At 70.9% G+C, this 26319-nt stretch carries 22 protein-coding genes and 3 pseudogenes; 12 read left to right on the forward strand and 13 right to left on the reverse strand.

From position 1 onward, the window contains the following. Positions 1-162: 162 nt before the first annotated feature. Positions 163-2679, reverse strand: coding sequence for a D-alanyl-D-alanine carboxypeptidase family protein (locus AMK21_RS19670; RefSeq protein ID WP_073879666.1), 2517 nt, complete (start codon positions 2677-2679; stop codon positions 163-165). 193 nt (positions 2680-2872) lie between these two features. On the opposite strand from AMK21_RS19670, the gene AMK21_RS19675 reads away from it, so the two are divergent. The 3 genes from AMK21_RS19675 (at position 2873) to AMK21_RS19685 (ending at position 5194) form a co-directional block, all read left to right on the forward strand. Next, a complete protein-coding gene (locus tag AMK21_RS19675) occupies positions 2873-3592 on the forward strand; it encodes a GOLPH3/VPS74 family protein (protein WP_015609174.1) in 720 nt (239 codons plus the stop codon). Between the two features lie 306 nt (positions 3593-3898). Continuing rightward, entirely contained in the window at positions 3899-4756 is an 858-nt protein-coding gene (locus tag AMK21_RS19680; RefSeq protein WP_073879668.1) for a helix-turn-helix domain-containing protein, read from the forward strand. Between the two features lie 231 nt (positions 4757-4987). Continuing rightward, positions 4988-5194 (forward strand): DUF397 domain-containing protein, encoded by a 207-nt coding sequence (locus AMK21_RS19685; RefSeq protein WP_026242170.1) that lies wholly within the window; start codon positions 4988-4990, stop codon positions 5192-5194. 129 nt (positions 5195-5323) lie between these two features. On the opposite strand, the gene AMK21_RS19690 is transcribed toward AMK21_RS19685, so the two are convergent. Then, positions 5324-6169, reverse strand: coding sequence for a hypothetical protein (locus AMK21_RS19690; protein ID WP_107429947.1), 846 nt, complete (start codon positions 6167-6169; stop codon positions 5324-5326). Between the two features lie 102 nt (positions 6170-6271). Here AMK21_RS19690 and AMK21_RS19695 point away from each other — a divergent pair, with 102 nt between their 5' ends. Together AMK21_RS19695 and AMK21_RS37135 are read left to right on the forward strand one after the other, a co-directional pair. Beyond that, positions 6272-7054, forward strand: coding sequence for an SDR family oxidoreductase (locus AMK21_RS19695; RefSeq protein ID WP_073879670.1), 783 nt, complete (start codon positions 6272-6274; stop codon positions 7052-7054). Positions 7055-7068: 14 nt separating this feature from the next. After that, positions 7069-7224: pseudogene (locus tag AMK21_RS37135) on the forward strand (Na+:solute symporter); the annotation flags it as partial. Positions 7225-7294: 70 nt separating this feature from the next. On the opposite strand, the gene AMK21_RS19700 reads toward AMK21_RS37135, so the two are convergent. Then, a complete protein-coding gene (locus AMK21_RS19700) occupies positions 7295-8410 on the reverse strand; it encodes an ADP-ribosylglycohydrolase family protein (RefSeq protein WP_073879672.1) in 1116 nt (371 codons plus the stop codon). Positions 8411-8719: 309 nt separating this feature from the next. Between AMK21_RS19700 and AMK21_RS19705 the strand changes: the two genes are divergently transcribed. The 3 genes from AMK21_RS19705 to griH all read left to right on the forward strand — a co-directional run bounded on the left by AMK21_RS19705 (position 8720) and on the right by griH (position 12051). Further along, on the forward strand, positions 8720-10003 hold the full coding sequence (locus AMK21_RS19705) for an aspartate kinase (RefSeq protein ID WP_199863238.1): 1284 nt from the start codon (positions 8720-8722) through the stop codon (positions 10001-10003). Between the two features lie 46 nt (positions 10004-10049). After that, positions 10050-10874, forward strand: coding sequence for a 2-amino-4,5-dihydroxy-6-oxo-7-(phosphonooxy)heptanoate synthase (gene griI, locus AMK21_RS19710; RefSeq protein WP_073879676.1), 825 nt, complete (start codon positions 10050-10052; stop codon positions 10872-10874). Between the two features lie 64 nt (positions 10875-10938). Next, positions 10939-12051, forward strand: coding sequence for a 3-amino-4-hydroxybenzoic acid synthase (gene griH / locus AMK21_RS19715; RefSeq protein WP_073879678.1), 1113 nt, complete (start codon positions 10939-10941; stop codon positions 12049-12051). On the opposite strand, the gene AMK21_RS19720 is transcribed toward griH, so the two are convergent. The 9 genes from AMK21_RS19720 to AMK21_RS19760 form a co-directional block, all read right to left on the reverse strand. Continuing rightward, positions 12026-13381, reverse strand: coding sequence for an MFS transporter (locus AMK21_RS19720; RefSeq protein WP_073879680.1), 1356 nt, complete (start codon positions 13379-13381; stop codon positions 12026-12028). The genes griH and AMK21_RS19720 overlap by 26 nt on opposite strands. A 123-nt stretch (positions 13382-13504) precedes the next feature. Continuing rightward, positions 13505-14425 carry a grixazone synthase gene (gene griF, locus AMK21_RS19725; protein WP_073879682.1) on the reverse strand — a complete coding sequence of 307 codons (921 nt, stop codon included), beginning with the start codon at positions 14423-14425 and terminating at the stop codon, positions 13505-13507. 64 nt (positions 14426-14489) lie between these two features. Next, positions 14490-14870 carry a tyrosinase cofactor gene (locus tag AMK21_RS19730; RefSeq protein ID WP_234421986.1) on the reverse strand — a complete coding sequence of 127 codons (381 nt, stop codon included), beginning with the start codon at positions 14868-14870 and terminating at the stop codon, positions 14490-14492. Positions 14871-14934: 64 nt separating this feature from the next. Continuing rightward, entirely contained in the window at positions 14935-16305 is a 1371-nt protein-coding gene (locus AMK21_RS19735; RefSeq protein WP_073879686.1) for an aldehyde dehydrogenase family protein, read from the reverse strand. Beyond that, positions 16305-17363, reverse strand: coding sequence for an AMP-binding protein (locus tag AMK21_RS19740; protein ID WP_073879688.1), 1059 nt, complete (start codon positions 17361-17363; stop codon positions 16305-16307). Before AMK21_RS19740 ends, AMK21_RS19735 begins: the two co-directional genes overlap by 1 nt. A gap of 169 nt (positions 17364-17532) precedes the next feature. Next, complete coding sequence (locus AMK21_RS19745; RefSeq protein ID WP_073879916.1) at positions 17533-18885, reverse strand: MFS transporter; 1353 nt, start codon at positions 18883-18885, stop codon at positions 17533-17535. Positions 18886-18991: 106 nt separating this feature from the next. Further along, positions 18992-20371 (reverse strand): FAD-binding oxidoreductase, encoded by a 1380-nt coding sequence (locus tag AMK21_RS19750; RefSeq protein WP_234421987.1) that lies wholly within the window; start codon positions 20369-20371, stop codon positions 18992-18994. A gap of 283 nt (positions 20372-20654) precedes the next feature. Next, complete coding sequence (locus AMK21_RS19755; protein ID WP_073879690.1) at positions 20655-21545, reverse strand: AfsR/SARP family transcriptional regulator; 891 nt, start codon at positions 21543-21545, stop codon at positions 20655-20657. Between the two features lie 42 nt (positions 21546-21587). Then, positions 21588-22211, reverse strand: coding sequence for an NADPH-dependent F420 reductase (locus AMK21_RS19760; RefSeq protein ID WP_073879920.1), 624 nt, complete (start codon positions 22209-22211; stop codon positions 21588-21590). A gap of 141 nt (positions 22212-22352) precedes the next feature. On the opposite strand from AMK21_RS19760, the gene AMK21_RS19765 reads away from it, so the two are divergent. Next, on the forward strand, positions 22353-23483 hold the full coding sequence (locus tag AMK21_RS19765) for a helix-turn-helix domain-containing protein (protein ID WP_073879692.1): 1131 nt from the start codon (positions 22353-22355) through the stop codon (positions 23481-23483). Between the two features lie 534 nt (positions 23484-24017). Continuing rightward, positions 24018-24623: pseudogene (locus tag AMK21_RS19775) on the forward strand (helix-turn-helix domain-containing protein); the annotation flags it as partial. A gap of 16 nt (positions 24624-24639) precedes the next feature. Here AMK21_RS19775 and AMK21_RS19780 read toward each other — a convergent pair. Beyond that, positions 24640-25497 (reverse strand): NPP1 family protein, encoded by an 858-nt coding sequence (locus AMK21_RS19780; RefSeq protein WP_073879694.1) that lies wholly within the window; start codon positions 25495-25497, stop codon positions 24640-24642. Between the two features lie 143 nt (positions 25498-25640). On the opposite strand from AMK21_RS19780, the pseudogene AMK21_RS19785 reads away from it, so the two are divergent. Both AMK21_RS19785 and AMK21_RS19790 read left to right on the forward strand, forming a co-directional pair. Further along, positions 25641-25980: pseudogene (locus AMK21_RS19785) on the forward strand (hypothetical protein). A 30-nt stretch (positions 25981-26010) separates the two neighbouring features. Further along, positions 26011-26268: a hypothetical protein gene (locus AMK21_RS19790; protein ID WP_234421990.1), complete on the forward strand. Its 258-nt coding sequence runs from the start codon at positions 26011-26013 to the stop codon at positions 26266-26268. Positions 26269-26319 lie beyond the last annotated feature (51 nt).

Below are 26319 nucleotides of genomic sequence, written 5' to 3' on the forward strand. Positions count from 1 at the left end.
TCCCCGTCCTCCGCCGGCCCCGTACGCCTTTCAGGACGCGTCCCGGCGTCCTTCAGTTGTCCGGGGACGCTAACACGTACCTCCGACACACACCCGTGACATGGAGCGGGGTGAGCGATGCCGCTCACCCCGTCCCACGAACGCGTCCGTGCCTCTGTCCGCTCAGCCGATCCTGGTCAGCTTGTCGCCGAAGGCCGGCTCGGTCAGGTCGCCCTGCAGCACCACCGGTGCCGTGACCTTTCCGTTACCCGTGCCCACGGTCACCATGCCGACCTCGCTGCCGGCCGTCGCGGAGTGCGCGATGCCCTTGCCGTTGTCGGTGACCTTGAGCTCGACCTCCAGGCCGGGCCAGCCGACCGCCTTGAGGTTCTTCGTCGCTATCACCGGGGTCCGCGCACCGAAACCGTTGTCCACGTACCCGACCACGTCGCCCTTCTTCACCACCGTGGCGGAGGTGGGTGCCTCCTGCGCGTCCTTGATCAGCTTCAGGCTGTTCTGCAGGGACAGCTCCAGGCTGTCGTAGAGCCGGCCCGTACCGGCCTGCTGGCCCATGACCGCTCCGTAGATCCAGAGCACCTTGCCGTCGACCTTGGTGTTCGCGGACCAGAGCAGGTTGCCGCCCGCCGGGGTGGAGGAACCGGTCTTGATGCCGCTCACACCGTCCTGCAGAAGCAGATTGTTGTTGTTGTAGATCTTGCCGACTATGCCCTTGATCTCGATCTCGGGCATGTCCACGACTTCCCGGAACACCTCGTTCCGCATGACCGCCTGGGCCAGCTTGAGCTGGTCGGTCGCGGTGGAGACGGTGGTCTTCTCCAGGCCGCTCGGGTCCGTGTACGTCGAGTTGGTCATCCCGAGGTCCTTGGCCGCGTCGTTCATCTTGTCGATGAACGCGTCCTCGCTCCCCGCGTCCCAGCGGGCGAGCAGCCGCGCCGCGTTGTTCCCCGAGGGGATCATCAGCAGCTGGAGCATCTGCCGCTGGGTGAGCTGCTGCCCCTTGGTCAGGGGTGCCGTCGACTCTTCGGGGCGCTTGGACTCGTCCTCCGCCTTCTGGTCGACGGTGATCGTCTCGCCCTCCTCGTCATCCTTGAGGGGGTGCGCCTGGAGGATGACGTGGGCGGTCATGACCTTCGCGACGCTGGCGATGGGTGCCGGCTTCTGCGCCCCCTCGGTACCGAGCGACCCGACGCCGTCCACCATCACGGCGGACTGTCCCTGGCCCGGCCAGGACAGCTTCGTCCCGCCGCCCTCGAAGGTGTACGTCGGCTTCGCCGTGAGCTCCAGGACCGGCTCCGGTAGCTGCCGCATCACCTGCACGATCGCAAAGACGATCAGCAGGAGGAGGACCAGCGGGGTCCAGATCTTGACCCGCCGCACCGCCGTACGGACCGGGGTCTCGGCCGGCGGCGGGGTGTTCGTCAGCTCGGCGAGCAGGTCGAGCGGCGGCTTGGGCGGCAGCGGCTGCTGCCGGGTCCGCTCGGCCGCCGCCCATGACGGGGCGGCCGGGGCGGACGGAGCGGCCGATGCCGGGGTGGGGGCCGGGGTCCGGGCCGGGGTGGGGGCCGGGGTCCCCGAGTCGTCCGGCGTACCCGTCGGCGCCTCGGTCGCCGGCGCGCGGGGCGCGGGGGCGGGCCGTACGTCGTCGGAGCGCAGGGGCACGAAGGTGCTCGGGCGCTCGACGGCGCTCTCGGGCTCGCGAGCCTTGTCGCCCGCAGCCTTGTCGCCCGCAGCCTTCAGCTCTTCGCGTTCCTGCGGCGAGAGCTTCAGCGCGGTCGTCGGCTGGTCGACCCTCTTGGCGGGCGCGACCGCCTTGAAGACGGCCGTGGGCTGATCGATTCCTCGCAGGTCGGAGCCGGTGCCGGCAGCGGGAGCGGGGCCCTCGCCGTCGTCGGAGTCGGAGTCGGAGTCGGCCGCAGATTCCGCCTTCTCGGCTTCAGCCGCGGTCGCGGTCTTGGCCTCGGCCTCCGGCTCCTCAACAGACGTGCGCTCGGCTTCGGCTTCGGCTTCGGCTTCGGCTTCGGCTTCGGAGTCGGAGTCGGAGTCGGAGGCAGGCTCGGCGTCGGAGGCAGGCTCGGCGTCGGAGGCAGGCTCGGCGTCGGAGGCAGGCTCGGCGTCGGAGGCAGGCTCGGCGTCGGCATCCGCGGCCGGCTCGGCCTTCGCCTCGCCCTTCGCGGGGCCGTCCGCCTTGTCGTCCGCCTCGCCCTCGCCCTCGACTGCCGCATCGACCCACGCGGCCACCGCCGCGCGCAGCCGTACGTCACCGGGCTCCGGCTCACCCGCAGCGGCGTCGGACGCGTCGGACGTGCCGTCCGTGTCGCCCTCAGGGGCCTCCGCCGCCGCGTCAGAGCCCTCGGGACCCTCAGAGGTCGCTGCGGGCTTCTGGGGCGTTATAGCGCCCTCAGGGGCCTTCGCGGGCTCCTCTTCGCCGGAAGCGGGCTCCTCGAGGCCGGAAGCGGACTCCTCCGGCGCACGCCCGGCCTCGTCCTCCGGGAGGCGGGGACGGAAGACGGCCGTAGCCGTGTCCGACGCCACCCGGTCCGGCGTCGCCTCGTCGGCAGCCGCATCCTCAGCCACGTCCGCACCGGGTTCGCGGAACACCGCGCAGCGCGGATCGCGTTCCTCCGCAGCCGTCCCCGACGACTTCCGCTGCTCCGTTTTGTCGGGGGACTCGCCCGCCACCGATGCCTCCTCATGCGCCGCGGGGCAATCCCCGCGCTGTCCGAACCATCTACCAGTGTCCTGTGTGAACCCCTGGCCGAGCTGCTAGACGAGAACGACATACCTACCGGTTCCCGCACAAAGCAGTCAGGCGCTCTCGACAGATGAATGTGAGAGGGGTCACCCTGTCAGACATCCACGCGGGGAGGCATGGATGGGCAGGAGCCGCAGAACAATCCCGGAGGAGCTTCTGTTGCTCGCTCTGGACCCGACCACGGGTACCACAGCGCAGCCGCAGTCGCTCGACCTCGGCCTGGCCGGGGCACAGCTAGTGGAGCTGGCTCTGGCAGGACGGATAGCCCCTGACGGGGATCGTATCGCCGTGGTGATGCCACGGCCGACAGGAGATCCGACACTGGACTCCGCACTGGAGCTGCTGCGCCGTCGTGGCAGCCCGGTCCGGGCGGTCCACTGGATCGGCGGACCCCGGCTGGGGCTGCGCCAGATCTATCTCGCTCATCTGGAGCGGTGCGGCATGGTTCACGCCGTGGCGGGCCAGATGTGCGGAGTGCTGCCGACGACTCGCTACCAGGCGACGGAGACAGCCATCAGCCGGGACATCAGGGCCCGGCTGGACAGTGCGATCCGCACCGGCGTACCGCCGGACCCGCGGACCGCGGCGCTCGCCGCACTGGCCCACGCGGTCGGACTCGGCAAGCACCTGTACCCCGGGAACGAGGGGCGTTCATCGCGCTCCCGGCTCCGGGACCTGATCAGGCACGACCCCATGGGCGGCCTCGTGGCGCACGCCGTGATGGACGTCCAGAACGGAGTGGCGGTCCAGCCACGCCGTACGCAGCAGGCGGCGGGCGTTCCTTTGCAGCCGCAAGCACAGGCACGCCGGGACAGCATGGCGCACACCGCCGCGAGCTGATCCGGAGCACCTGAGCAGGACCCGCGCAGAGGACCGCGCGGACAATCGCACACCGCCGTACCGTCGTCACAGGACCCGGTTCGGGAGCCGCACCACGCACGGGGCAGCCGGTTTCGACCGGCTGCCCCGTGCGCTTGCGCGCCGTATCGCACGCCCTGTCACGCGCCGGTGCGTACTCCGGTGCGCGGCCGGGGGCTCATACCGCGGGCACCTGCGTGTGGCCGTTTCCCAGCGCGCCCGGGGCAAGGGGTGGCAATCTGCTGAGCAGTAGATACGCACAGCTACATAGCCGGAGGTGCACTTTCCGTGCCGTCCAACGTCAATCCCACAGTCAGGCGACGCAGGTTGGGCCAGGAACTGCGCCGCCTGCGCGAACTCAAAGGCATGACGGCCGAGGAGGTGGCGGAGCGCCTGCTGGTCTCGCAGTCGAAGATCAGTCGCCTGGAGAACGGCCGCCGTTCGATCAGCCAGCGCGATGTGCGTGACCTCTGCGGGGTGTACGAGGTCGAGGACGTCCGCATCGTCGACTCGCTCATGCAGATGGCCAAGGACTCGCGCCAGCAGGGCTGGTGGCACGCCTTCGGCGACATCCCGTACAGCGTCTACATCGGCCTGGAGACGGACGCGGAGTCCCTGCGGGTGTACGAGCCCCAGATGGTTCCGGGCCTGCTCCAGACCCGGGCGTACGCCGAGGCGCTGATCAACGGCGCGCTCCCCGAGGCGCCGCCGTCGGACATCGAGAAGCGCGTCAACGTACGGTCGCGGCGCCAGGACCGGGTCAACGCGCCGGAGAACCCGCTGCGGCTGTGGGCCGTGATCGACGAGTCGGCGCTGCGCAGGCGGGTCGGTGACAACCAGGTGATGATCGACCAGCTGGAGCACCTCGTCGAGCAGTCGCAGTTGCCTCATGTGACCGTGCAGGTGCTGCCGTTCGACATGGGGGCGCACCCCGGGATCAACGGGCAGTACGCGATCCTGGAGTTCCCGGACACCGCGGACTCCAGCGTCGTCTACATCGAGGGCGTCACGAGCGATCTCTACCTGGAGAAGGCGAACGACGTGCAGCGCTACAGCGTGATGTACGAACACCTGCGGGCGCAGGCGCTGAACGTGGAGCAGACGCGGGAGTTCATCAGCAAGATCGCCAAGTCGTACACCAGCTGAATCAGGACACCGCACCGTCCGACTGGTGAACACCGACGGACTCAGAAGGTCGTCGAGTGAGCGGCGGCGGCACCTTACACCGCCGCCGACTCGCAGCGTAAGAGTTCCTAGCAGAATGACACCCGGTCGAGTGAACGGCCATCTCATGGGCAGGGCTTGGCGAGTAGCGTCGATCACGCCAACCGGAATCAGGTTGGTGCGACTCACCCAACTCTCTGAACCGGAGTGAACATGGCAATTCTTCAGGGTGCTACGGATATGTGGACGAAGTCGTCGTACTCCGGGGGCAACGGCGCGTGCGTCGAGGTCAAGTCCCCGGTCGCACTGTCCATCGCCGTGCGTGACTCGAAGGCCCCCGAGGGCCCCTCGCTCACCTTCGTCCCCGGTGCGTGGAACGCCTTCGTGCGCGATGTCGCGACGGGCCCGGTCGACGCCTGACCGCAACGCACCACAGCATCGCCGCACCACAGCATCACCGCACCACCGCACCACCTGATGGAGCCCTCTCGACCGGTTCGCCGTCCTGGCCGAGGGGGCTCGGCATGCCCCCCCCTCACCCGGTGACCGTCACCTCAACCGGTCGACGTACCGGTCGGTCCCCGGCACCGTCGGGATGAACGGCGCGACCAGCTCGACCCGCCCGAGCCCCGTCTCCGCGACCGCCGCGTCGAGCCCCGTGAACCGTGCCTCCCAGCAGGTACGGGGGTCCTCCTCAAGGAACCACAGCAGCGTCAGCCGGGTCCCCACCCCCTCGACCTGCTTCACGTACGTCATCCGGTCACCGGGCAGGGGCGTCGGCCGGAAGACGGTCACCATGGCTGCCGGCGACCCGCTCAGCCGCTTCGGCAGATGCCGGGCCCTCAGCCACTCCAGCAACTCGGCCCGTCGCTCGGGACCTTCGGCGTCGACGACCTGGAGCACGAGCCCCGCGTACGGGTGGTCGAGCGCGTGGAAGTCCCGGGGCCCGGCGGCCCCGTCGCGGTAGACCGTGGCCTCGTGGCCCTGGAAGGCCGTGAAGACGTGGGTCCGGTCCTGGTAGACCCGGCCGTCCCGGTTGAGCCGCTTGTTGATGACGACGGTCCACTTCATGTGCTCGTCGTAGCGGCCCTCGGTCACCCAGTACGTCGACAGGTAGCACCCCGCGCCGACGGGCCGGGCGACCGCCGACTCCTCCGGGTAGCGCAGCTCCTGGAGGTCCTTGGTCGCCACCCAGCGCCGCCCGGCGAACATCCACGGCATGGCCGTCGCCCCGGCGTAGTAGTGGTCGTCCTCGTACCAGCGGTTGTACGCGTACTCATGGCCCGGGTGCGGCTCGACCATCGTGATCAGGGCGTGCCCCGGGCGCACCCCGTACGGCCCCACCGCCGCCAGCTCGGCATAGCTCCCGCCCCGTGTCCCGCCGTCGTCCACCATGTCTCCCTGTCTCCCTCCCCCTCGCCCTTCCCCTTCCATCGGGGCCCGCGGAAACCTACTCTGACGCTTCGTCAGATAAACTTCCAGGGCCGGGAGGCACCGATGTCGCTCGCGGGGAAGACCGTCGTCGTGTCGGGCGTCGGCGCGGGTCTCGGACGCCGGGTCGCAAAGACCGTCGTACGGGACGGAGGGCGTGCGGTGCTCGGGGCGCGTACGGCGGCGCAGCTGGCGAAGGTCGCGGCGGAGATCGACCCGGAGGGCCGGCACACCGCCCATCTGCCGACGGACATCACCGACGAGGGGCAGTGCGAGGCGCTCGCGGCCCTGGCGGCCGAACGGTTCGGCCGGATCGACGCGGTGGTCCATGTGGCCGCCTGGGACAGCTGCTTCGGCGGACTCCAGGACGCGGACTTCACCACCTGGCAGTCGGTCATCGATGTGAACCTGCTCGGTACGCTGCGGATGACCCGGGCCTGCCTGCCCGCCCTCAAGGAGCGCGGCGGCTCGGTGGTGGTGATCGGTACGCAGTCCGCGGTGGCCGCGCCCTCCCAGGTGCGGCAGGCGGCGTACGCGGCGTCCAAGGGGGCGCTCACCTCGGCGATGTACTCCCTGGCGAGGGAGTTGGGGCCGCACCGGATCCGGGTCAACACCGTGCTGCCGGGGTGGATGTGGGGGCCGCCGGTGCAGGCGTACGTCCGGTTCACCGCCGACTCCGAGGGCGTACCGGAGTCCGAGGTGCTGGCCCGGCTCACCGAGCGGATGGCGCTGCCGGAGCCGGCCACGGACGGGGACGTGGCGGAGGCCGTCGCCTTCCTGGCGTCCGACCGGGCACGGGCGATCACCGGCCAGTCCCTGCTGGTCAACGCCGGCGAGCTGATGCGCTGACGTAGGCCGCCGTCAAGGACATCGTCACCGTGATCAGGTGGGTCGCCGGTCTGGTGGAGCCGATCGCGATCCCGTTCATGGCCGGCCTGCTGCGCCCGTTCCGTAAGTCCGGACCGACGGCGGCGCCGGTCAGCTGGGGAGCGGGCCTGCTCGCGTTCTGGCTGGTCAACCACGACGACGGTGACGGTACGGCGACGGCCGCCGCGATCCCGCCCAGGACGGAGGTCCGACCCCGGCCCCTCAGCCGCGCGGGTAGCGGGCCAGCCATCCCGGGGCGGCGGCCGTCGGGCTGTGCAGGGCCGGGCCCTGGGTCATCTCCATCGCGAAGTCGTCGGCCAGTTCGAGGAGCGTGGGGCGCCCCTCCAGCTCCGCGAGCCAGGCCGGCGGCAGCGCGGTCTCGCCGTGCAGCACACCGAGCAGCGCCCCGCAGACGGACCCGGTGGCGCGGGACGGCCCGCCGTGGTTCACGGCCAGCCGCAGCCCGTGCCGTACGTCCTCACTGACCAGGGCGCAGTACACGGCGACGGCGAGCACCTCCTCGGCGGCGTCGCTCGCGCCCAGCGCCTCGATGAGGGCGGGACCCGGGATGCCCTGCCGTACGGACCCGAGGGCCCGCTGGAGGGCCTCGGTCACCGGCTCATGGCCCGGGCGCTCGGCGAGCAGCGCCATCGTGTGCTGCACGGAGCCGTCCAGGCTCTCCCCGCGCGCCAGACCGTGCACGAGTACGGCGAAGGCTCCGGCGGCCAGCTGGGCGGCGGGATGCCCGTGGGTCTGGGCCGCGCACTCGACGGCCAGCTGGAGCACGAGCTGCGGCTCCCACCCCACGAGCAGCCCGAACGGCGCGGACCGGGTCAGCGCGCCCGCGTCCCGGGCGGCGGGGTTCTTGGGCCGCTCCAGCGTCCCCATGACGGTGTCGCCGAAGCCGCCCAGGCACTCCCGGCTGGGCCCCCGGCGGACGTACAGCCACTCCTCCGCGGCCAGCCACCCGTTGTCCTCGCGCCGCTCGTCGGGCCCCCAGTCGTGCTGGGTCGCGGCCCAGCGCAGGTGGGCCCGGTGCACATCGGTGGGCGGGTGCCAGGCGCCGGTGTCGCGGCGGACCTGGGCGCGGATCAGCCCGTCCACGGTGAAGAGGGTGAGCTGGGTGAGGGCGGTGACGGCCCCGCGTCTGCCGTGCGCGGGAACGTAGTCGGTGACCCCTTCGGCCCCATGGGCCTCCCGGATCTCCTCCAGCGCGAGGCCGCTGACCCCGGCCCCGAGCGCGTCCCCGACGGCCCCACCGAGCAGCGCCCCGCGTACCCGACTGCGGAAGTCCTGCTGCTCGGCCCGCCCCCAGACCGCCGTGGTCCCTGTGCTCACCTCGCCCCCTCCCCGTCACCACGTGTCGCCCGCGCGGTCCTCTGCGGGCGACCGCGCAAGCACTGTAATCGAACGGGAACGGGCGGTAGAGGGGGCGACCTGGGTACGTACGGGTATGTCGACGGACGTCCCGCAGGTCGCTTTTGGGCCGCCGAGGCGCTCCGAGCCCCGCCGCCGTCCGCCCGCACTGTCCCGATACACGCGCAATAGCCCGGCGGTGCGACGGAGACACGGCGTCGATATCCCGCTCCTGGAAGCTCATCGCAGTGCTCGGGAAGCCGGGCTCGACGAGGCGGGGGGAAGCAGCGCGTGAGTACGCAAGGCAGCGGTCCCACGAGCGACGTGGTGGTCCAGAAGTACGGCGGGAGTTCGCTCGCCACCGTGTCCCAGGTACGTCAGGTCGCCGACCGGGTCGGCTCGCTCGCACGCTCCGGTCGGCGCGTGGTCGTCGTGGTCTCCGCACAGGGCGACACCACCGACGAACTGATCGGCCGGGCCGACGCGGTCAATCCGCATCCGGCGGGCCACGAACTCGACCAGTTGCTCGCCACCGGCGAGACCGCCTCCGCGGCGCTGATGGCGATGGCGCTCCAGCACAGCGGCCTGGCCGCGACCGCGCTGTCCGGCTCGCGCAGCGGCATTCTCGCCACCGGACCGCACGGCGCCGGAGTCATCGTCGCGATCGACACGGAGCAGTTGCGCACGCTCCTGGACGCAGGCCGGACCGTGGTGATCGCCGGTTTCCAGGGCGTCACCGCCGACGGCGACATCATCACGCTCGGACGCGGCGGCTCGGACACGACGGCCGTCGCGGTCGCGGCCGAACTGCGGGCCGGCCACTGCGAGATCTACAGCGACGTGCGCGGTGTCTACACCGCCGACCCACGCGTCGTCCCCGACGCACGGCTCATGCCCGACATCGACATCGACGTGATGACCGAGATGGCCTTCGCCGGAGCGCGGGTCATGCACTCGCGGGCCGTCGAACTCGCCGCCCTCTACGACGTAGACATTCTCGTGGGCCGGTCCACGGCCCTCCAGACCGGCACCCGTATCCACCGACGAGACGGAAACGACATGCTCGAGGACAGGACCGCGGTCATGGCCGTCGTCCACGACACCGACATCGCCCGCATCACGCTGCGCACCCATGACACACCGGACCCTTCCCCCGCCGTCTTCAGGTTCCTGGCCGAGGAGTCCATCCCGGCCGACATGACCACGGTCTCCTCCGCGCCCGGCGGCGGCTTCTCGCTCGGACTCACGGTGCACCGTTCGCACGCGGCGGACGTCAGCAGGTCGTTCAGCGACCTCATGGCGCCGCGCCGGCACGGGGTGGAGGTCGAGGACCAGGTCGCCAAGGTCTCGATCGTCGGCCAAGGCCTGCTCAGCCGGCCCGAGTACGCGTCCCGGATGCTGGCCTCGCTCGTCGGCTCCGGCATCAGCGCCCGGTCTCTGTCCGCCTCCCAGCTGCGCGTCTCGGTGACCGTACCGAGCTCCGACGCGGTCCGCGCGGTCGGCCTGCTGCACAGCGAGTTCGGCCTCGGCGCCGAGGCCGGCGCGATGCCCGCGAGCCTCTCCCCTCGGCCCTGACCCCGGCCAGAGGCACCGACCCCGCCGACACCAGACAGGAGCACCGATGGCCCCGAACGCGCCCTTCGCCAGGAGTCTGCGACTCCAACGGCTCCATCACCACGACCCCGAGCGGCTGTTCATCGTCCCGCTCGACCACTCGATCACCGACGGTCCGCTGACCCGCGCGCACCACCTGGACACGCTCGTCGGCCAGCTGGCCTCGCACCATGTCGACGGAATCGTCCTGCACAAGGGATCGCTGCGGCACGTGGACCCGGAGTGGTTCACGCGGACCTCGCTGATCGTGCATCTGAGCGCCAGCACCGTCCACGCCCCCGATCCCAACGCCAAGTACCTGGTGTCGAGCGTCGAGGAGAGCCTGCGGATGGGCGCGGACGCGGTGAGCGTCCACGTCAATCTCGGCTCCGACCAGGAACGTCACCAGATCGCGGACATGGCGGCGGTCGCGGAGGCCTGCGACCGCTGGAACGTACCGCTGCTGGCGATGATGTACCCACGCGGTCCCAAGATCGATGATCCGCGCGATCCGGCGCTCGTCGCACATGCCGTCCAGGTGGCCGTCGACCTCGGCGCCGACCTGGTCAAGACGCTGTACGTCGGATCGGTCGAGGCGATGGCCGAGATCACCGCGTCCTCGCCGGTTCCGGTCGTCGTGGTCGGCGGACCGCGCGACAGTGACGAGAGCCGGATCCTCGCCTACGTCGACGACGCGCTGCGCGGCGGCGCGGCCGGTGTCGCCATGGGCCGCAACGTCTTCCAGGCCGCCGATCCCGGGGCGATGGCGGACAAGCTCTCCGACCTCATCCACAACAGCGGCGGCAGGTCCACGTCGCCGGCGCGAGCCGGCGCGACGGCCGGCGCCGCCTGATCCGCCTGATCCGTCCCACCGACCAGTCCATCGATCAGTCCATCGCTTCTGAGGAGTTCTTCGCATGTCTTCGAAACTGACCTGGCTCGACATCCGCTCCGTCGGTGAGGCCCGTGCCGCCATAGTCCAGGAGGCCCTGCACCACAAGGTGGAAGCGCTGGTCGCCGACAACCCCGCCGACCTCGCGGACCTGCCGCCGACCGTGACCAAGGTCCTGCTCGTGTCCGGCCAGCAGATCCCGGAGGAGTTCGGCGAGGCCACCGTCGTCATCGTCGACCCCTCGAAGCACGGGGTGACCCCGGCCGAACTGGCCGTCAAGCACCCGGGGATCGAGTTCGGCCGCTTCGTGGAGATCATCGACGCGCCGACGCTGGAGGACGCCTGCGAGTCCTCGCGTACCGAGAAGTGGTCCGTCCTGCTGTTCCGCGACCCGACCAAGATCCCGCTGGAGATCGTGATCGCCGCCGCCGCGCGCGCCACCGGTTCGATGGTGACCATCGCGCAGGACCTGGAGGAGGCGGAGATCCTCTTCGGCGTGCTGGAGCACGGCTCGGACGGCGTGATGATGGCCCCGCGGACCGTCGGCGACGCCGCCGAGCTCAAGCGGATCGCCGAAGCCGGCATCCCCAACCTCAACCTCACCGAGCTGCGCGTCGTGGAGACCAGCCACATCGGCATGGGTGAGCGGGCGTGCGTGGACACCACCACGCACTTCGGCGAGGACGAGGGCATCCTGGTCGGCTCGCACTCCAAGGGCATGATCCTCTGCGTCAGCGAGACGCACCCGCTGCCGTACATGCCGACCCGGCCGTTCCGCGTCAACGCCGGCGCCATCCACTCGTACACGCTCGGCAAGGACGAGCGCACCAACTACCTCAGCGAGCTGAAGACCGGCAGCAAGCTGACCGCCGTGGACATCAAGGGCAACACGCGGCTGGTGACGGTGGGCCGCGTGAAGATCGAGACGCGGCCGCTGATCTCCATCGACGCCGAGGCGCCGGACGGCCGGCGCGTCAACCTGATCCTCCAGGACGACTGGCACGTCCGGGTCCTCGGTCCCGGTGGCGCGGTCCTCAACAGCACCGAGCTGAAGCCCGGCGACACGGTCCTCGGCTACCTGCCCGTCGAGGACCGCCACGTCGGCTACCCGATCAACGAGTTCTGCCTGGAGAAGTAGGCTCCGCCCGCGAGTCCCGCTCCTCGGCCCCGGCCGCGCCGCCCCGCTCCTTGCCGGCGGCGCGTCCGGGGCCGGGGCGTGTGCGGGGCGCCGCGACGGCCGGCACCAGGAGCACGGCCGCGGCTCCGAGGACTCCGCCGGCCGCGAAGACCAGGAACCCGCCGCTCTCCAGTCCACGGCTGACCAGCGCGCCGCCGAGCCACGGACTGACGACCGCGCCGAGCCGGCCGACGCCGGTGACCCAGCCGAGGCCCGCGGCGCGGTCGGCCGCCGGATAGAAGCGGCCGGCGACCGCGTAGACCATGGTGCTGGCGCTGAACAGCCAGACGCCCGTGAAGGCGACGACCGCGTACGTGAGGCCGAGCGAGGGTCCGGTGGCGAGCAGTGCCAGTCCGGCCGCCGTCAGGAGGAACCAGCAGGTGGCGACGCGGACCGCGCCGAACCGGTCGGCGACGCGTCCGGCGACCAGCATGCCGACGATGCCGCCGGCGTTGATGACCATGAGCAGGCTCACCGAGGTGGACAGACCGTGACCGGCGGAGCGCATCAGCTGCGGCAGCCAGGTGGAGATGCCGTACACGAGCAGCAGTCCGCAGAAGGAGGCGGCCCACAGCAGCAGCGTCGCCAACGCCCGCCCGGGCGCCACGAGTTCGCGTGCGACACGCAGCCGTCCGGCGGCTCCGGCGGCCGGCGCGTCATCGGCGGACGGCGCCGGCAGCCCGTACCGTTCGGCGGTCTCGCGCGCCTGCTCGAATCGGCCGCGCGCGTAGAGCACGCCGGGCGACTCCGGCATATGGCGCAGGAGCAGCGGTACGGCGACGAGCGCGGGCAGCACACCCGCGGCGAACGGCCACCGCCAGCCGTGGTCCGGGGCGAGCGCCAGGCCGAGGCCCGTCGCCGCGATGCCGCCGGCGTGGTAGGCGGTCATGAGCACGCCGGTGGCCAGCGCCATCCGGCGCGGCGGCGAGAACTCCGCCACGACGGTCAGGCAGATCGGCATCAGGCCGCCGAGACCGAGACCGGCCAGGAACCGGCCTGCTCCGAACTGGACCGGATCATCGGCCAGCGCGCAGACGCCGGATCCGGCGGAGAACAGCAGCACGCACCAGACCAGGACGGTGCGTCTGCCGATCCAGTCGGTGACGTTGCCCGCGGTCAGCGCGCCGATGAGCATGCCGAAGGTGGTCCAGCTGCCGATCCGGCCGGCCGCGGCGGCGTCGAGCCCGAAGGCGGTGTCGTCGAGCATGTACGGCATGACGGCGCCGTAGATCGTGACATCCAGTCCGTCGAAGAAGACGACGAGCCAGCACAGAGCGAGTACCACGTACACGGTGTCTCTCCTGATTCGGTGAGCAGGTGCGCAGGTGAGCAGGTGAAGTGTGGTGCGGTGCGGTGCGCACAACGCGGCGGCGCCGGACAACGGTGATCCGCTGTCCGGCGCCGCCGCGTCGGTCTACTGGTCGTAGGTGTAGAACCGCGTGTGGTCGAGCAGGTCCGCCGGCGTCTTGGTGTGCCACGGCCCGAGCGGGGTGTTGATGTCCGGCACGTCCTGGGTCGGCGCGGTCGGCAGGTAGTGCGGCACATCCGGATGGCGCGCCTGCCACAGGGCCCAGCAGCGGTCGATCATGCAGTGGTTGAGGAAGAACACCGGATCGTTCGGCGAGCCGATGTACATCATGTGGCCGCCGGTCCACACGTGCGCGGCGCCGTGCAGCTTGCCGAGCCGGGGCTCCCAGGCGAACTTGGTGTAGCCCTCCAGGTGGTTGCGGAAGCTCTCGTACGGTGGCGTGCCGCCGGATGTGTGGTTCCACGGCGGGCAGTCGTAGACCGTGAGGTCGAGCGTCTGCTCCAGCTCCTGCGGCGTAGGCAGGTCCGGTGTGAGCGTGCCGAAGTCCCGTACGAGGTAGTCGCGGTCGTCATGCGTGTAGTTGCCGTTCAGCGCCGGATCCTCCGGGCCTTCCGGGATGACGCTGATGTTCAGCTTCCAGCCGTTGCGGCGGGCGAACGGTCCGGTCATGACGCGGCGGTCGCCGGGCCGGCCGTTGCCGCCCATGAAGTCCTTGGACCACAGCGGCGAGTCCTCGCCGTGGTCGGTGGTCCAGTCCCAGTACGGCAACGTGACGCGCGGATCGACCTTCTGCAGGGCCTGTTCGAACTTCAGGAGGTACTGCCGGTGCCACGGCAGGAAGCCGGGATTGACATGGCCGAGGCGCTTGCCGGTCTCCTTGTCGAGGTAGTCGGTGGAGTTGACCTGTATATGAAGCTTGACGAACCGGTCGTAGATGCCGCGTCTCTTGATCTCCAGGACCGCGTTGACGAAGCGTCGCTTCTCCTCGGCCGTCATGTTCAGGTGGTTCTTGCGTACGTGGACCATCGCTGGAATTCCTTCGCTCCGGGGCCGGTTCAGAGGTGCCGCACATGTCGGGGTGCCGCGGGTGTCAGAGGTGCGTGACGTGGGTGCCGTGCGTGGAGGGCTGGAGTGCGGCGCCGCGCAGTTCCTCGACGGCGCGGCGGGCGGCGTCCAGCGGGGTCGGGGCCATCTCGTAGTGGCACATGGAGCTGAGGTAGGCGTCGTCGGCGAACTTCATGAGGTGGAGCGGGCGGCCGTCGATGTAGACGCCACCGCCGTCCGCCGCGGTGGCCACGCGTATGGTGCGGCCGAGATAGCGCTCGGTGTGCTCCTGGCCTGCGGCCTCCGCCGGTACGGCGGCCTCGGCGGCCGCTTCGGCGTCGCCGCCGCCGCTCAGCAGCGGAACGGCGGCCGCGGCGGCGACGAGCGCCGCTCCGGTGGTGGCCACGACCATTTCTCGCCTGTTCATGGGCATGCGCATTCCCTTTCTCGCGGTCTTGTGCGTTTCGGTGGTGGCGGGCCGAGCGAGGACGTCAGCGCTGGGCCACGACGCCCTTCGGTTCCAGGAGGAACTGCGTGTAGTTGTCGTCGTGCGGGATTCCCGGCGTCGCGGTCCACGGCAGGACCCGGCCGCGCGTCACCTTGCGGACGCTCGGCTCCCGTACCGCGGCCTCCACCAGGTCCTCGCGGTCGGTGAGCAGGTTGAGGACGAGTGAGTCGCGGAGCGGCTCCACACCGTCGGCCTCCGTCCACGGAGCCACCACGACGAACGGGAACGGGAGTTCCGTTCCGACCGCCGGATGGTCGGCGCGGTCGGCGGAGAGCACGACCGGCCGCAGCAGGAACGATCCATCGACCAGCTCCACGACGGTCTCGTGCTCGCCGGCGCGTGCGCTGTGGTCCGTGAGCGAGGCGCGGAGGGCGGCGACCTGTTCGCGCAGCCGCTCGGCGCGGGCCCGGTTCACCACCAGGAGCGTCGCCGCGTCGTCGGTCACCGGCAGTGACGGCAGCTCCGCGAGCCGCTCCGCGAGCCGGTCGGCGACGTCCTCGACCGCGCCGGTGGTCAGGACCGCCGAGAGGTTGGTGCACCTGGTGCCGCCGTCGAAGGAGGCGGAGAGGGCCAGGTGGTCGATGACGGCGTCGTCCAAAGCCACGTCCAGGAGCGCCTTGGTCCGGCCGGGACCGCGCACGGCCACCGATTCGCGCTGGTGCCAGGCGGCGACGGCGCTCTCACCGCCGTAGATGATGCCGCGGTCCGCCTCCCGCAGCAGATACTCGCCGACCTCGCGCGAGCACGGCAGGAACGCGGCCCTGGCCGGCTCCAGGCCCGCCGTGGCCAGTGCGGCCAGCAGTCTCGCCGGGGTGAACGGATCGCGGCTGCCCGGCTTGACGAGCACGCTGTAGCCATGGAACAGCGCGTGGGCCCAGGAGATGTTCGGCACCGGGTGGTTGCTCGCCATCACGGCGGCGAAGACGCGGCCACGCGGCACCCAGCGGGTGTCGAAGCCGTCGCCGAAGCCGGTGGCAGGGAGTTCGGCGGCGGTGGTCACCGGCAGCGCGCGCAGTTCGTCGGTCAGGTCGGCGACGGCCTGTCCGACGGCGGTGGCGGTGAGGCCGGTGGCGTGGCAGACGCGTCTGGCGTACTCCTGCGGACTCTCGCCGTCCAGCGTCGCGGTGGCGAAGAGCTCGGCCGCTTCGGTGAACACCTCGAAGGCCGGCGGTCTGCCGTCCGCGTGCGCGCGGATCTCGTTCAGCGCGGCTACCGCGAGGAGCCGTGGCGCGGTTCCGATGTCGGCGAGATCGCCGCCGAGGACGCTCGGCAGCCGGGAGCGGTCGGAGCTGGCGACGCGGCGGCCGCAGACGCTCGGGTCGAGGACGACGGTGGCCGGCGCGGCGGTGCTCATCAGTAGACCCCTTCGATGATGGCCACGTCGTCGAGGGTGCGGTAGGTCTGCACATCGGCGAGGCCGTCCACGGCGGATCCGTCCTGCGGCTCGATCCGGATCGCGGTGTCCCGCTCCAGGACGTTCGGCAGGAACATCTCCTCCGAGACCAGGTGGAGCCGGACCCGGCCGCGTTCGCCGTAGGCCACCGGCTCGCCGGCCTCGTCGACGAGGTGGAGGCGCGTGGTCGCCGGGAACGGCTCGAAGACGCACGGATAGGCGTCGCCGGACCGGGCGGGGCGCTGCGGCGCCACGCCCATCAGGCTGTTGCCGTAGACGCCGACCACGTTCGCCGCCGGGAAGAAGACGTCGCCGAGCTGCTTCAGGCTCTCGCGGCTGATGGACGTTCCGGCCCAGATGACCGCGCGGACCTGGCTACGCACCAGCTCGTACAGGCGCGGCCTGGCGCAGATCGCCTCCAGGAGCGGCGGCGTGGTGTTGAGCACCGAGACGTCCTGGCTCTCCAGCACCGTCTCCGCCTGGTCCAGCAGGTGCTGGATGTAGGCGTCGGCCTCCTCGCCGCGTCCGTCCGACAGGAGCCTCTTCACCCAGCGCGGATCGAGGTCGACGGTGTAGAAGACGCCGCCGCCGAGTGCGGCGTAGCGGGCCGTGTCGAAGCCGATGACATGGGGACCGCTCGGTCCCAGGTGCAGCCAGTTCCCGTCCGCCGGAACGCCGCTCGCGATGAGGCGGCTCCGCGCCCACTCGGTCACCTGCGACCGGTAGGCGCTGTCCACGATGCGCTTCGGCGACCCGGTGGTGCCGCCGGAGTCGTAGACGCGGAACGGGCGGTCGGACAGGCCGCGCGGAATCAGGTCCTGCGCCGGTACGGAGCGGAGTTCGGCGCTGACGTCCGGAAAGCGCGTCAGGTCGGCCAGGCCCTGCACCTCGCCGACCGGATCGAACCCGAGCCCGTCCAGCTTTCCGAGCCAGAACGGCGAGCCGGTCTCGGCACCGAAGTGCCACGCCATCAACTTACGTGTGTGACTGTCGAATTCGGGATCAATGATGTGGCTCATGACGGTCTTCCGCTCTCCTGATCACGGGGCAAGGGCGGTACGGGGTCCATCGTGCTGGCGAGGCCTATCGGTGACGTATCACCTGCGTGTCGCGGAACGCGTCCGCCCGCACGGCGCCGTCTAGACGGTGCCGTGCGGGCGGACGGTCTGCGCGGGCTTCCCGGCGCGCCTAAGGCGTGCGCCGGGACAGGGTGAAGGCGACCAGTGCGGCGATCAGCGGGAAGAGCGCGACGACGCCGAGCGCCGTGGAGAGCGACATCGACTTCGCCAGCGCGCCGGCGGTGGCGCTGCCGACGCCGCCGCCGACGAAGAAGGTGAGGTTGAGCAGCCCCATCGCACCGCCGCGCCGCGCCGGTTCGATGTGTCCGGACATCAGCGCGGTGGTGAAGACCTGGGTGACGGAGAAGGCGGAGAAGCCGAGCGAGGCGCCGAGGATCAGCAGCAGGACGCCGGGGCCGGTCAGCGCGCCGGCGAGCGCCGCCGCGAAGGCGAGGGAGACCGCGCCGAGAAGCAGGTTGCCGTGGTCGCCCGCGGTGAGCCGGCCGGCCAGCCGGGAGAGGACCGCGCCAACGACCGCACCGGGCAGGAGCCAGACGCCGACGGCCAGGACGCTCCAGCCGTGGTCGCGGACGAGGAGCTGCGGTACGGCGTACATCGCGGCGAACAGACCGCCGTACACGCCGATGCCGATGACGGCGGCCTTCAGGAAGACGCGGTCGGTGACGAGCGCGCGCGGCACGAAGGAGGTCTCTCTGCTGCGCGTGCGCCAGGTGAGTCCGGCGGCCGACAGGAGCAGCACGACGGCGGTGGCGGTCACCAGCGGTGTGCTCAGCGCGAGCGCGGAGGACTGGATCAGCACGAGGAACGACATGGCGGTGAGCGTCAGCAGAGCGGCTCCCGGCAGGTCCATCGATCGGCCGGAGTTCTTCCGCGCCGGTGCCCCGGCCAGGCACAGAGGCACGATGAGCAGGGAGAGCGTCGGCAGGACCAGAGCGATGCGCCAGGTCACCCACTCGGTGAAAACGCCGCCGGCCAGGGTGGCGCTGGCCGAGAAGATCGCCATCGTCGCACCGAATCCGGCGAAGACCTGCGCCCGCCGCTCCGCCGGTACGGAGGCGGTGAGCGCCATGGCGCAGGCGGCCATGGCGCCGGAACCGGCGGCCTGCACGAAGCGTCCGGCCACCAGGACGCCGAGGTTCGGCGCGACGAGGCAGATCACGGCGCCGCCGGCGAGCGCCAGCGAGCCGAGCAGCAGTGCGGCGCGCACGCCACGGGTGTCGGCGAGGCGGCCGAACAGCGCCGTGCCGACGCCCAGCGCCAGCGCGTGCGCGGTCAAAACCCAGGCCGTGGCGGTGGCCGAGGCGTCGAGCGAGGACGCCACGTCCGGCAGGGCGACGCCGGCCGCGGTGACGCCGAAGACGACCGGGCCGAACAGAGCGCCGTAGCGCAGCCCGTCCGAGCGGGCTCCGGGAGAGGGGACGGTAGCGGCGGCCGCGGGGGACGCGGCCTCGTGCGTGGTCACGATGAACTCCAAATATGGACGAGAACCTGCCAAGAGCGAGCGGCTCGCGAACCGGGCCGCCGGGGCCCGAGAAGCCGCTCGGAGCGCCGGACGAGCGGTGGCCGCCTTACGGAAGCGGCGCGATGTTGTGGTTGAGCCGGAAGAGGTTGTCCGGATCGACCGCGGCCTTCACCCGCGCCAGCCGGCTCAAGGTCTCCGGAGCGAAGCACTCCGCCGCCGATCCGGCCGTATCGGCGCCGGCCAGGAAGTTCAGATAGCGGCGGCCCGTGCTCCACTCCTCCATCGCCCCGAGGACCACGTCCGGCGAGCCGGGGGACGAGAGCGTGGAGAGCGTGTACGCGCCTTCGCGGACGCCGACCGCGTTCGGCACCTCGGCGGGCCGGGCGAGCGCGCCGCCGAGGTGGCGCACCTCGACCATCAGGTCACCGCAGGACGAACCGGCTCCGGCCAACCGCAGCAGCGCCTCCATGGCCTGCGAGCCCAACTCCCGCAGCACGATGTTGCGTTCGTGGTACGAAAGTGGATGCGCCGGATCCTGGTGGATGTCACCCACCGCGGTGTACGGCATCTCGGCGACCGAGTCCGCCAGCGGCGTGCCGCACTCGCGCAGCGGACGGACGAGCCGCTCGCCCTCCTCGGCGCGGCCGGTGAAGGCGATCCGCACATGCGCGGCGAACACTCCGCGCAGGAACTCCGGCACGTCCGGCACGTCCGGCAGCCGCAGCAGCGAGACGGAGGAGGTCATCTCCTCCGGCACGGTCGCGGACCACTGCCGCCAGGTGTGGAGCACCTGCGCCGCCTGCTCACCCGGGAAGTAGATGCCGCCGCCGTAGAGCCGGCGCACCGGCATCAGGCCGAACCAGAGACCGGTGACGATGCCGAAGTTGCCCTTGCCGCCGCGCAGCGCCCAGAACAGGTCCGGATGCCGGTCGCGCGTGACCTGCCGGACGCCGCCGTCGGCGGTGACCAGCTCGATGCAGGTCACGTGGTCCGCCGCGAAGCCGTACTGCCGGCCGAGCGGACCGAGGCCCCCGCCGAGCGTGTAGCCGACGACGCCGACCAGCGGCGACGAGCCGTTGAGCGGCGCGAGACCGTGCGGCGCCGCCGCGGCGATCACCTGGTGCCACTGCGCTCCGGCCTCGACGTACGCCGTACGAGTGAGCGGATCGACGGCGACCGCGTTCATGCGGCGCGTGGAGACGAGGACGCCTCCGAACGCCGGAGCGGCGATGCCGTGGCCGGTCGCCTGGACGGCGACCGGGAGCCCCTGCCGAGCGGCGAAGGACACCGCGGCGGACACGTCCTCGGCCGACTGCGCGGCGACGACCACATCCGGCCGGTGCTGCCCGATCCGGTTGAAGCCCGGCAGTTCCCTCGCGTAACCCGCGTCCTCCGGGGTGAAGACCTCACCCTTGAGCCGCGCGACGAGCCCGTCCATGGCGCTCTCGGCGATGTCCGCGTGTCCAGGTTGTCCTGCCACGATCATGTCCTTCCTCCCGGGCCGCACGACGGTCTCGCCAGGCGCGGCGGCGATGAGGAGCAGTCTCCTCGTCCGCCGGGCCCTCTCCCATCCCCTGCTTAGGGGGTATGGGGAGGGGCTGGTGCCGCGTGGAGGCTTCGGCACCGCGGCGTGCGGAACACGGGACGGACAGGTCGGACTGGACGGTGGGTGCCGGTGGATATCGGTGGGTGCCGGTGGGTGTCAGTGGGTGTCAGTGGGTATCGGTGGGTGCCGGTGGGTGTCGGTGGCCATGGGTGGCCATCGGTGCTCAGCCGGGACGTACGCTCGCGTCGCGCAGATCCGCGATCTCGCGCTCCAGCAGAGCGATCCGATCCTGCGGTCCGGTGGCCGCCGCGGCACGGCCGGACATCGACGCCGCCGGTACGAGCGTCAGTGAGAGCTCTCCGGCCGAGCGGCCGTCCAGGATCATCCGCTCCATCATGCGCAACTTCTCACTCGGCTCAAGCCCCAGCTCACGCGCCAGCCTCCGGCGCGTGTCCCGGTAGACGGACAGCGCCTCCGCGGTCCGGCCCGACCGGTACAGCGCCAGCATCAGCTGAAGGCACAGCGACTCCTGGAAAGGGTTCTCCGTCACATGCCGGGTGAGCTCGCCCAGTATCTGGCGGTGCCGGCCCAAGGCCAGTTCGAGCTCGATGTGGTCCTCGATCGCGGACAGCCGGTCCTCGTTCACCTTCAGGGCCACGGTCTCCAGGAGTTCGCTGTCGAGCCCGGCACCGACCGGCCCTTGCCAGAGCTGGAGAGCCTGCTGGAACAGGACGACCGCGTTCTCCGGCGACGCCGACCGCGCCTCGGCCCGCGCCCGGCTGAGCAGGTCCTCGAAGTGGGACAGATCGAGATGCGCGCGCGGAACACGGATCAGATAGCCGGAAGGATGCGTCTCTATCTGGGCCGCGACGCCGGCGGCCGAAAGAAGTCTTCGCAGACCGGACACGCATATCCGTAGCTGGCTGCGGACCGTCGCCGGCGGCGCTTCCCGCCAGATCGCCTCGATCAGCCGGCCCACGCCGATCACCCGGTTCGCCTCCAGTAACAGCAAGGTCAGCAGGATTCTCTGCCGATTACCGCCGAGGCGCACGGGCCCGTGCGCTCCCTGGACGACGAGTGGACCGAGAACGGAGAATTGATGGTGCGTAGACATGTGTGAACGCCTTCCTGAAACTCAACCGCAATGTCCGGGAGATCACCAACTGGGCATGAACTTGAAGCTCCAGCTCTCGCTGAGCTGAAGCCGCTCTCCCACCTCCTGCCCCAGCCGCCCCATGCCTTCCAGCACCCAGGCGTTGTCCAGCCCTCCGGCGTCGAAGGCGCGCAGACCGGACCGGTCGAACAGCTCCACTACGGCCACCTTGGCGCCTTCGTCATCGGCGGCGACGAACACGTCCACCGGAAGGCCCTCGCTGTACCCGTTGTGCAGCGCACCGGCGTCGGCGGTGGTCAGAGCCTTGACCCACCGGACCCGCGGTGCGAGACCGACGAGCTGGCGGACCGCGCTCGACTCCGGGTCGGTCCGCGACGGAATGCTCAGGTCCACCACGGCCTTGCCGGTCAGCAGACCGGCGTGCAGCCTGGTCAGCTCCAGAGCCTGGGGCCACCGGATCGCGAAGATCACGATCTCCGGCCGGAGCGCCGCGGCCAGCGTCGTGGCCACCACCGTGCCGGCCGACTCCGCCGCCGTCGCCTCCGCCGCCGCCACCCGGGCCTGTCCGATGCTCCGGTCCGCCAGCAGGACCGCCGCGCCGGCCAGCGCCGCCCGTCTGGCGACCGCACGCCCCAACATTCCCGCTCCGATAATCCCAATGCGCATGAACAGCACACTTGCGGGATACGGGCGCGGTTCCCATCCCGCAATCAAGGGGGGCCGGGCGCGGCGGAGAAACGGCGTGAAAGGGCCGCCTCCCTCAGGTGAGGGGTTGGAGGGGCCCGCCGGAACTGGCACATTCAAGGGATGACCAGTTCGACGATCTCGCGTATCTCGGTCGGCCGGGCGGAACTGCTCTCGCGGTCCGCGAAAGCCACCGACGCGCTCAGCATGTTCGCCGAGGCGTCGACGCAGCTGCGACGGCTCATGCCGTACGACGCGGCGGTATGGCGCGTCACCGACCCCGTGACCGGCATGATGACCGCGCCGATCCGGGCGGAGAATCTGGACGAGGGCGGCTGCGCCGTCTACTGGGAATCCGAGCTGTTCACCGAGAACGTCAATCTGTTCCGCGACCTGGCGCAGGCCGCGGTGCCGGTCGCCGGACTCCGCCAGACCACCAACGACCTGCCGGCGCGCAGCACGCTGTACCAGACCTTCATGCGGCCGCGCGGACTCCAGGACGAGCTGCGCGCGGTCCTGCGGGTCGGGGGCCGTCCTCAGGGCCACATCAGCCTGTTCCGGGCCGAGGGCCGCGCGGCCTTCGACGACGCCGAGACGCAGCTGATCGCCTCCGTCCTCACCCCGCTCGCCAAGCAGCTGCGCTCGTTCGCGGAGCCGTCGGCGCAGCCGCTGCCGGACGCTCCGTACGGTCCCGGGCTCCTCCTCTTCGACGCGAGCGGTGCGTTGATGTCGGTCAACGACGACGCGCTGGCCTACCTCGATACGCTTCCCGAAGGCCCCGCCGTGCCGTCGCCGCAAGGCCTCCGCGTACCGGCCTGGGTCCAGGCGACGGCGATGAAGGCGCGCGCCGTCGCGCAGGAGCGGGACCGCGGCCAGGCGCGCGCCCGCGTACGGAACCGTGCCGGCCGCTGGCTGGTCTGCCACGCTTCCTGCCTGCGCGAGGCGAACGGCGGACTCGGCGCGTCGGCGGTGGTGATCGAGCCGGCGAAGACCTCGGAGATCGTGCCGCTGATCGTGGACGCGTACGAGCTCACCGACCGCGAGACCGAGGTCACCCAGTACATCGCGCGCGGCCTGCCGACCGGCGAGATCGCCGCCCAGCTGCACCTGTCGCCCCACACGGTCCGCGATCACATCAAGGCGGTCTTCGAGAAGGTCGGCGTCTCCAGCCGCGGCGAGCTGGTCGGCAAGCTGTTCACCGAGTACTACGCGCCGCTCGCGGAGAAGAACATGACGCGGGTCCACACCGGCTGACCCATGACCCGGGTCCACGCCGACCGGCCCACCGACCGGCCGACGGACAACACACCGAAGCAGCGACACCACTCCCCCATTCGCCCCCGGTCGCGCGTGCGGGGCACTCCTGAGAACGGTGCACGCCTTCGGCCTGTTCTTCAGCCGTGACGGCAGGGAATCGGACCATCGCGAATAGGCGCGTAGTTGCCCCATCCCACTGGTTCCACCGCATTGAACAAGCCGTCAGGTCAATTCCACGCACCACAACTCGCCGGGATGACCGTAAAAGGCCCCCACCATTGCTGTCCCGACCGATGCCCGCACCCAGGCGAAGCATTTTTCGGCCGAATGCCCGCAACGGCCGTTCAACCAATTCGTCCGAATGTCGGTGAGGTACGAGCGGCGCCGGAGGGACAGGCCGCGCGGGCCGGACGGATCCGTGGCCTCCGCCGGTCAGCGAACCTCGATATCCGGAAGCCGCTGCCCCCGGCTGTGCGCGACGAGCAGCACGTCCCGCAAGGACAGCACGGCCTGCGTGAGCGCGAACCGTACGGTGACCTCACCGGCCGCCGCGCCACCGCCCACTGGCTGCACACGGCACAACTGGCCGCCCGCTACCCGAAGGTGCAGGTCGACGACTCGGTGCTGTACGTGGACGACGGCGACGTCCTCACCAGCGCCGGCCTGACCGCCGGACTGGACCTCTGCCTCCACCTCGTACGCCGCGACCTCGGCGCCCACGTGGCCAACCAGCTGGCCCGCCGCATGGTGGTACCGGCCCACCGCCCCGGCGGCCAGGCGCAGTTCATCGACCAGCCCATGCCCGCCACCGACGACCGAGCCCTGGCGCCCGTGCTGGACTGGGCCCGGGAACGCCTCGACGAACCGCTGACGGTCGAGGACCTGGCCCGGCAGGCCGCGATGAGCCCGCGCACCCTCTACCGGCGGCTCCAGGCGGCCACCGGGGTGACCCCGCTGCAATGGCTGCTCAACCAGCGGCTGCGGCGGGCCCAGAGCCTGCTGGAATCGACGGACCTGCCGATCTCCAGGATCGGGGAGCTGAGCGGCCTCGGTACCGCGAACAACCTCCGCCACCACTTCCTCAAGCAGATCGGGGTGTCGCCGAGCGACTACCGCCGCGCCTTCCCTCTGGCGTGAAGGCCTGGGAGCCCTTCTAGGCCCAGGGGTCGAAGGGGATTCCGGCGGGCTTGGAGTTGTTGAGCAGGTTGCGGAAGCGGTCGTCCTTGTCGGTGACCTTGATGGTCGCGGACCCGAAGTCGGCGTTCATGAGCTTGTCGCGCAGGGCTGTGCTGGGGAAGCCGTTCCAGTCGACGATCGGCGGGTAGCGCCAGTTGCCGTAGTGGTTCTCAGGCGGCTCGTCGTTGTTGTTGGCGAGGCGGAAGAAGTGCGTGCTGAGGCCGTCCTTGTGGTAAACGGCCTTGGGGTGCGAGCCGTCGAACCGTACCTGGGAGCGGGGGTAGGTCTTGACGGTGCTGTGCTGGGTGGTCGAGACGTAATCCACTCGGTTCGACGCCTGGTTGACCCAGGAGACGACGTGCTCGAAGCCGTGACGGTGCCCGCCGAGCCCACTGCCGTGGACGGCCTGGTCCTTCTCGAAGTAGCTCGCGTAGACGATGCCGCACCAGCCGTTGTTGCACTTGGAACGGGCGTACGTCTGCGAGTTGTCCAGGTCCCACCGGTCCCGGCAGCTCCCGTTGATCGCGCCGGAGGTCTTGAGCCCGGGAGCGAGGGTGCCGTCCGGGCCGATGGCGGGGGTGGCGTAGCAGCCGTCCCCGTCGTAGTCGAAGGCGGGCGAGAAGGTCTGCTCGTATCCCCCGGCGTTGTGGGGAAGGTGCTGCGGCGGATCGGCGTAGGCGGCCGTCGCGGTACCGAGCACGAGGAGGCCGGCGGCGGCCAGGACGGCGGCGATGCGGGGGGCGCGGCGGTTGCGTAGGGAAAGAGAGGCGTTCGAGTCCGAGGGCGCCTCACGGCGGACTTTGCGGGCGAATGCCGGTATCAGCGGGGTTCGCATGATTTCTCGCTCCTGACTCAGCAGCACGTAACGGCAGGGGTGACTCCCGCAAGAGTTGCCCGGGTCATGACAGAAAGAAACGGAGGACCGCCTCTCGGGCCCCGCCCCCGCACAGGCCTGGCACCCGTTCAGCAAACGGGGACCTGATCGTCCACAACGACGTCCTGGGGGCGCTGGGAAACCTGGCGTACGGTCTGCGGCAGCAGTTCTCGACCGCGCCCGACCACGCCCGGCAGAACACCTTCGACGCGTCTATCCAGCTCTTCAACGACGGACTGGACATGGGCTCCGCCCTGACCGAACTGCATGACGCCTGGAACACGAAGTCGGGAACGCTCAAGCAGGCCTGTGCGCACATCCCCAACCCACCTCGACTACTCGCGCGCCGAGCACGCGAAGGACGAGGTCAAGATCGTCACGGACATGCGCACCGCCGGCGGGGACGACCTCTCCGTCTCGCGTATCCGCGACTACTACACGTAACCAGTACGGCGAACCACGGGGGCGAACCGCATGGTCACCTTCCAAGAGCTCAACGATCTGCGCCTGGGCAATCCGGCACCCGCCGACATCGGCGGCGGTGCCACCATCGCGGACCACGGGGCGATGGCCCTGCAGGCGTGCACGTACAAGGGCGAGAAGATGCGGTACGTACTGTCCATCGACGGCGTGGAGGACCCCAAGGACACCGCAGAACGCCGTCGCCTACTCGAAGAGTTTCTGCGCTCCCAACTGCCGATCGCCATGGAGGCCGAGGGCTGCCGCCCGTAGCCCCCGGGCCGGGGGGAGCGGGGGCCGGGACGGCGCGCCCCTGCCCCCGCG

The organism is Streptomyces sp. CB00316 (assembly GCF_001905595.1).
Classification (GTDB): Bacteria; Actinomycetota; Actinomycetes; order Streptomycetales; family Streptomycetaceae; genus Streptomyces.

Excerpts from the sequence above, each read along its gene's own strand:
- AMK21_RS19675 (WP_015609174.1), top strand. The coding sequence starts at position 2,873 with ATGGGCAGGAGCCGCAGAACAATCCCGGAGGAGCTTCTGTTGCTCGCT.
- AMK21_RS19685 (WP_026242170.1), top strand. The coding sequence starts at position 4,988 with ATGGCAATTCTTCAGGGTGCTACGGATATGTGGACGAAGTCGTCGTAC.
- AMK21_RS19690 (WP_107429947.1), bottom strand. The coding sequence starts at position 6,169 with ATGGTGGACGACGGCGGGACACGGGGCGGGAGCTATGCCGAGCTGGCG.
- AMK21_RS19695 (WP_073879670.1), top strand. The coding sequence starts at position 6,272 with ATGTCGCTCGCGGGGAAGACCGTCGTCGTGTCGGGCGTCGGCGCGGGT.
- griI (WP_073879676.1), top strand. The coding sequence starts at position 10,050 with ATGGCCCCGAACGCGCCCTTCGCCAGGAGTCTGCGACTCCAACGGCTC.
- griH (WP_073879678.1), top strand. The coding sequence starts at position 10,939 with ATGTCTTCGAAACTGACCTGGCTCGACATCCGCTCCGTCGGTGAGGCC.
- griF (WP_073879682.1), bottom strand. The coding sequence starts at position 14,425 with ATGGTCCACGTACGCAAGAACCACCTGAACATGACGGCCGAGGAGAAG.
- AMK21_RS19730 (WP_234421986.1), bottom strand. The coding sequence starts at position 14,870 with ATGAACAGGCGAGAAATGGTCGTGGCCACCACCGGAGCGGCGCTCGTC.
- AMK21_RS19735 (WP_073879686.1), bottom strand. The coding sequence starts at position 16,305 with ATGAGCACCGCCGCGCCGGCCACCGTCGTCCTCGACCCGAGCGTCTGC.
- AMK21_RS19740 (WP_073879688.1), bottom strand. The coding sequence starts at position 17,363 with ATGAGCCACATCATTGATCCCGAATTCGACAGTCACACACGTAAGTTG.
- AMK21_RS19750 (WP_234421987.1), bottom strand. The coding sequence starts at position 20,371 with ATGATCGTGGCAGGACAACCTGGACACGCGGACATCGCCGAGAGCGCC.
- AMK21_RS19755 (WP_073879690.1), bottom strand. The coding sequence starts at position 21,545 with ATGTCTACGCACCATCAATTCTCCGTTCTCGGTCCACTCGTCGTCCAG.
- AMK21_RS19760 (WP_073879920.1), bottom strand. The coding sequence starts at position 22,211 with ATGCGCATTGGGATTATCGGAGCGGGAATGTTGGGGCGTGCGGTCGCC.
- AMK21_RS19765 (WP_073879692.1), top strand. The coding sequence starts at position 22,353 with ATGACCAGTTCGACGATCTCGCGTATCTCGGTCGGCCGGGCGGAACTG.
- AMK21_RS19780 (WP_073879694.1), bottom strand. The coding sequence starts at position 25,497 with ATGCGAACCCCGCTGATACCGGCATTCGCCCGCAAAGTCCGCCGTGAG.
- AMK21_RS19790 (WP_234421990.1), top strand. The coding sequence starts at position 26,011 with ATGGTCACCTTCCAAGAGCTCAACGATCTGCGCCTGGGCAATCCGGCA.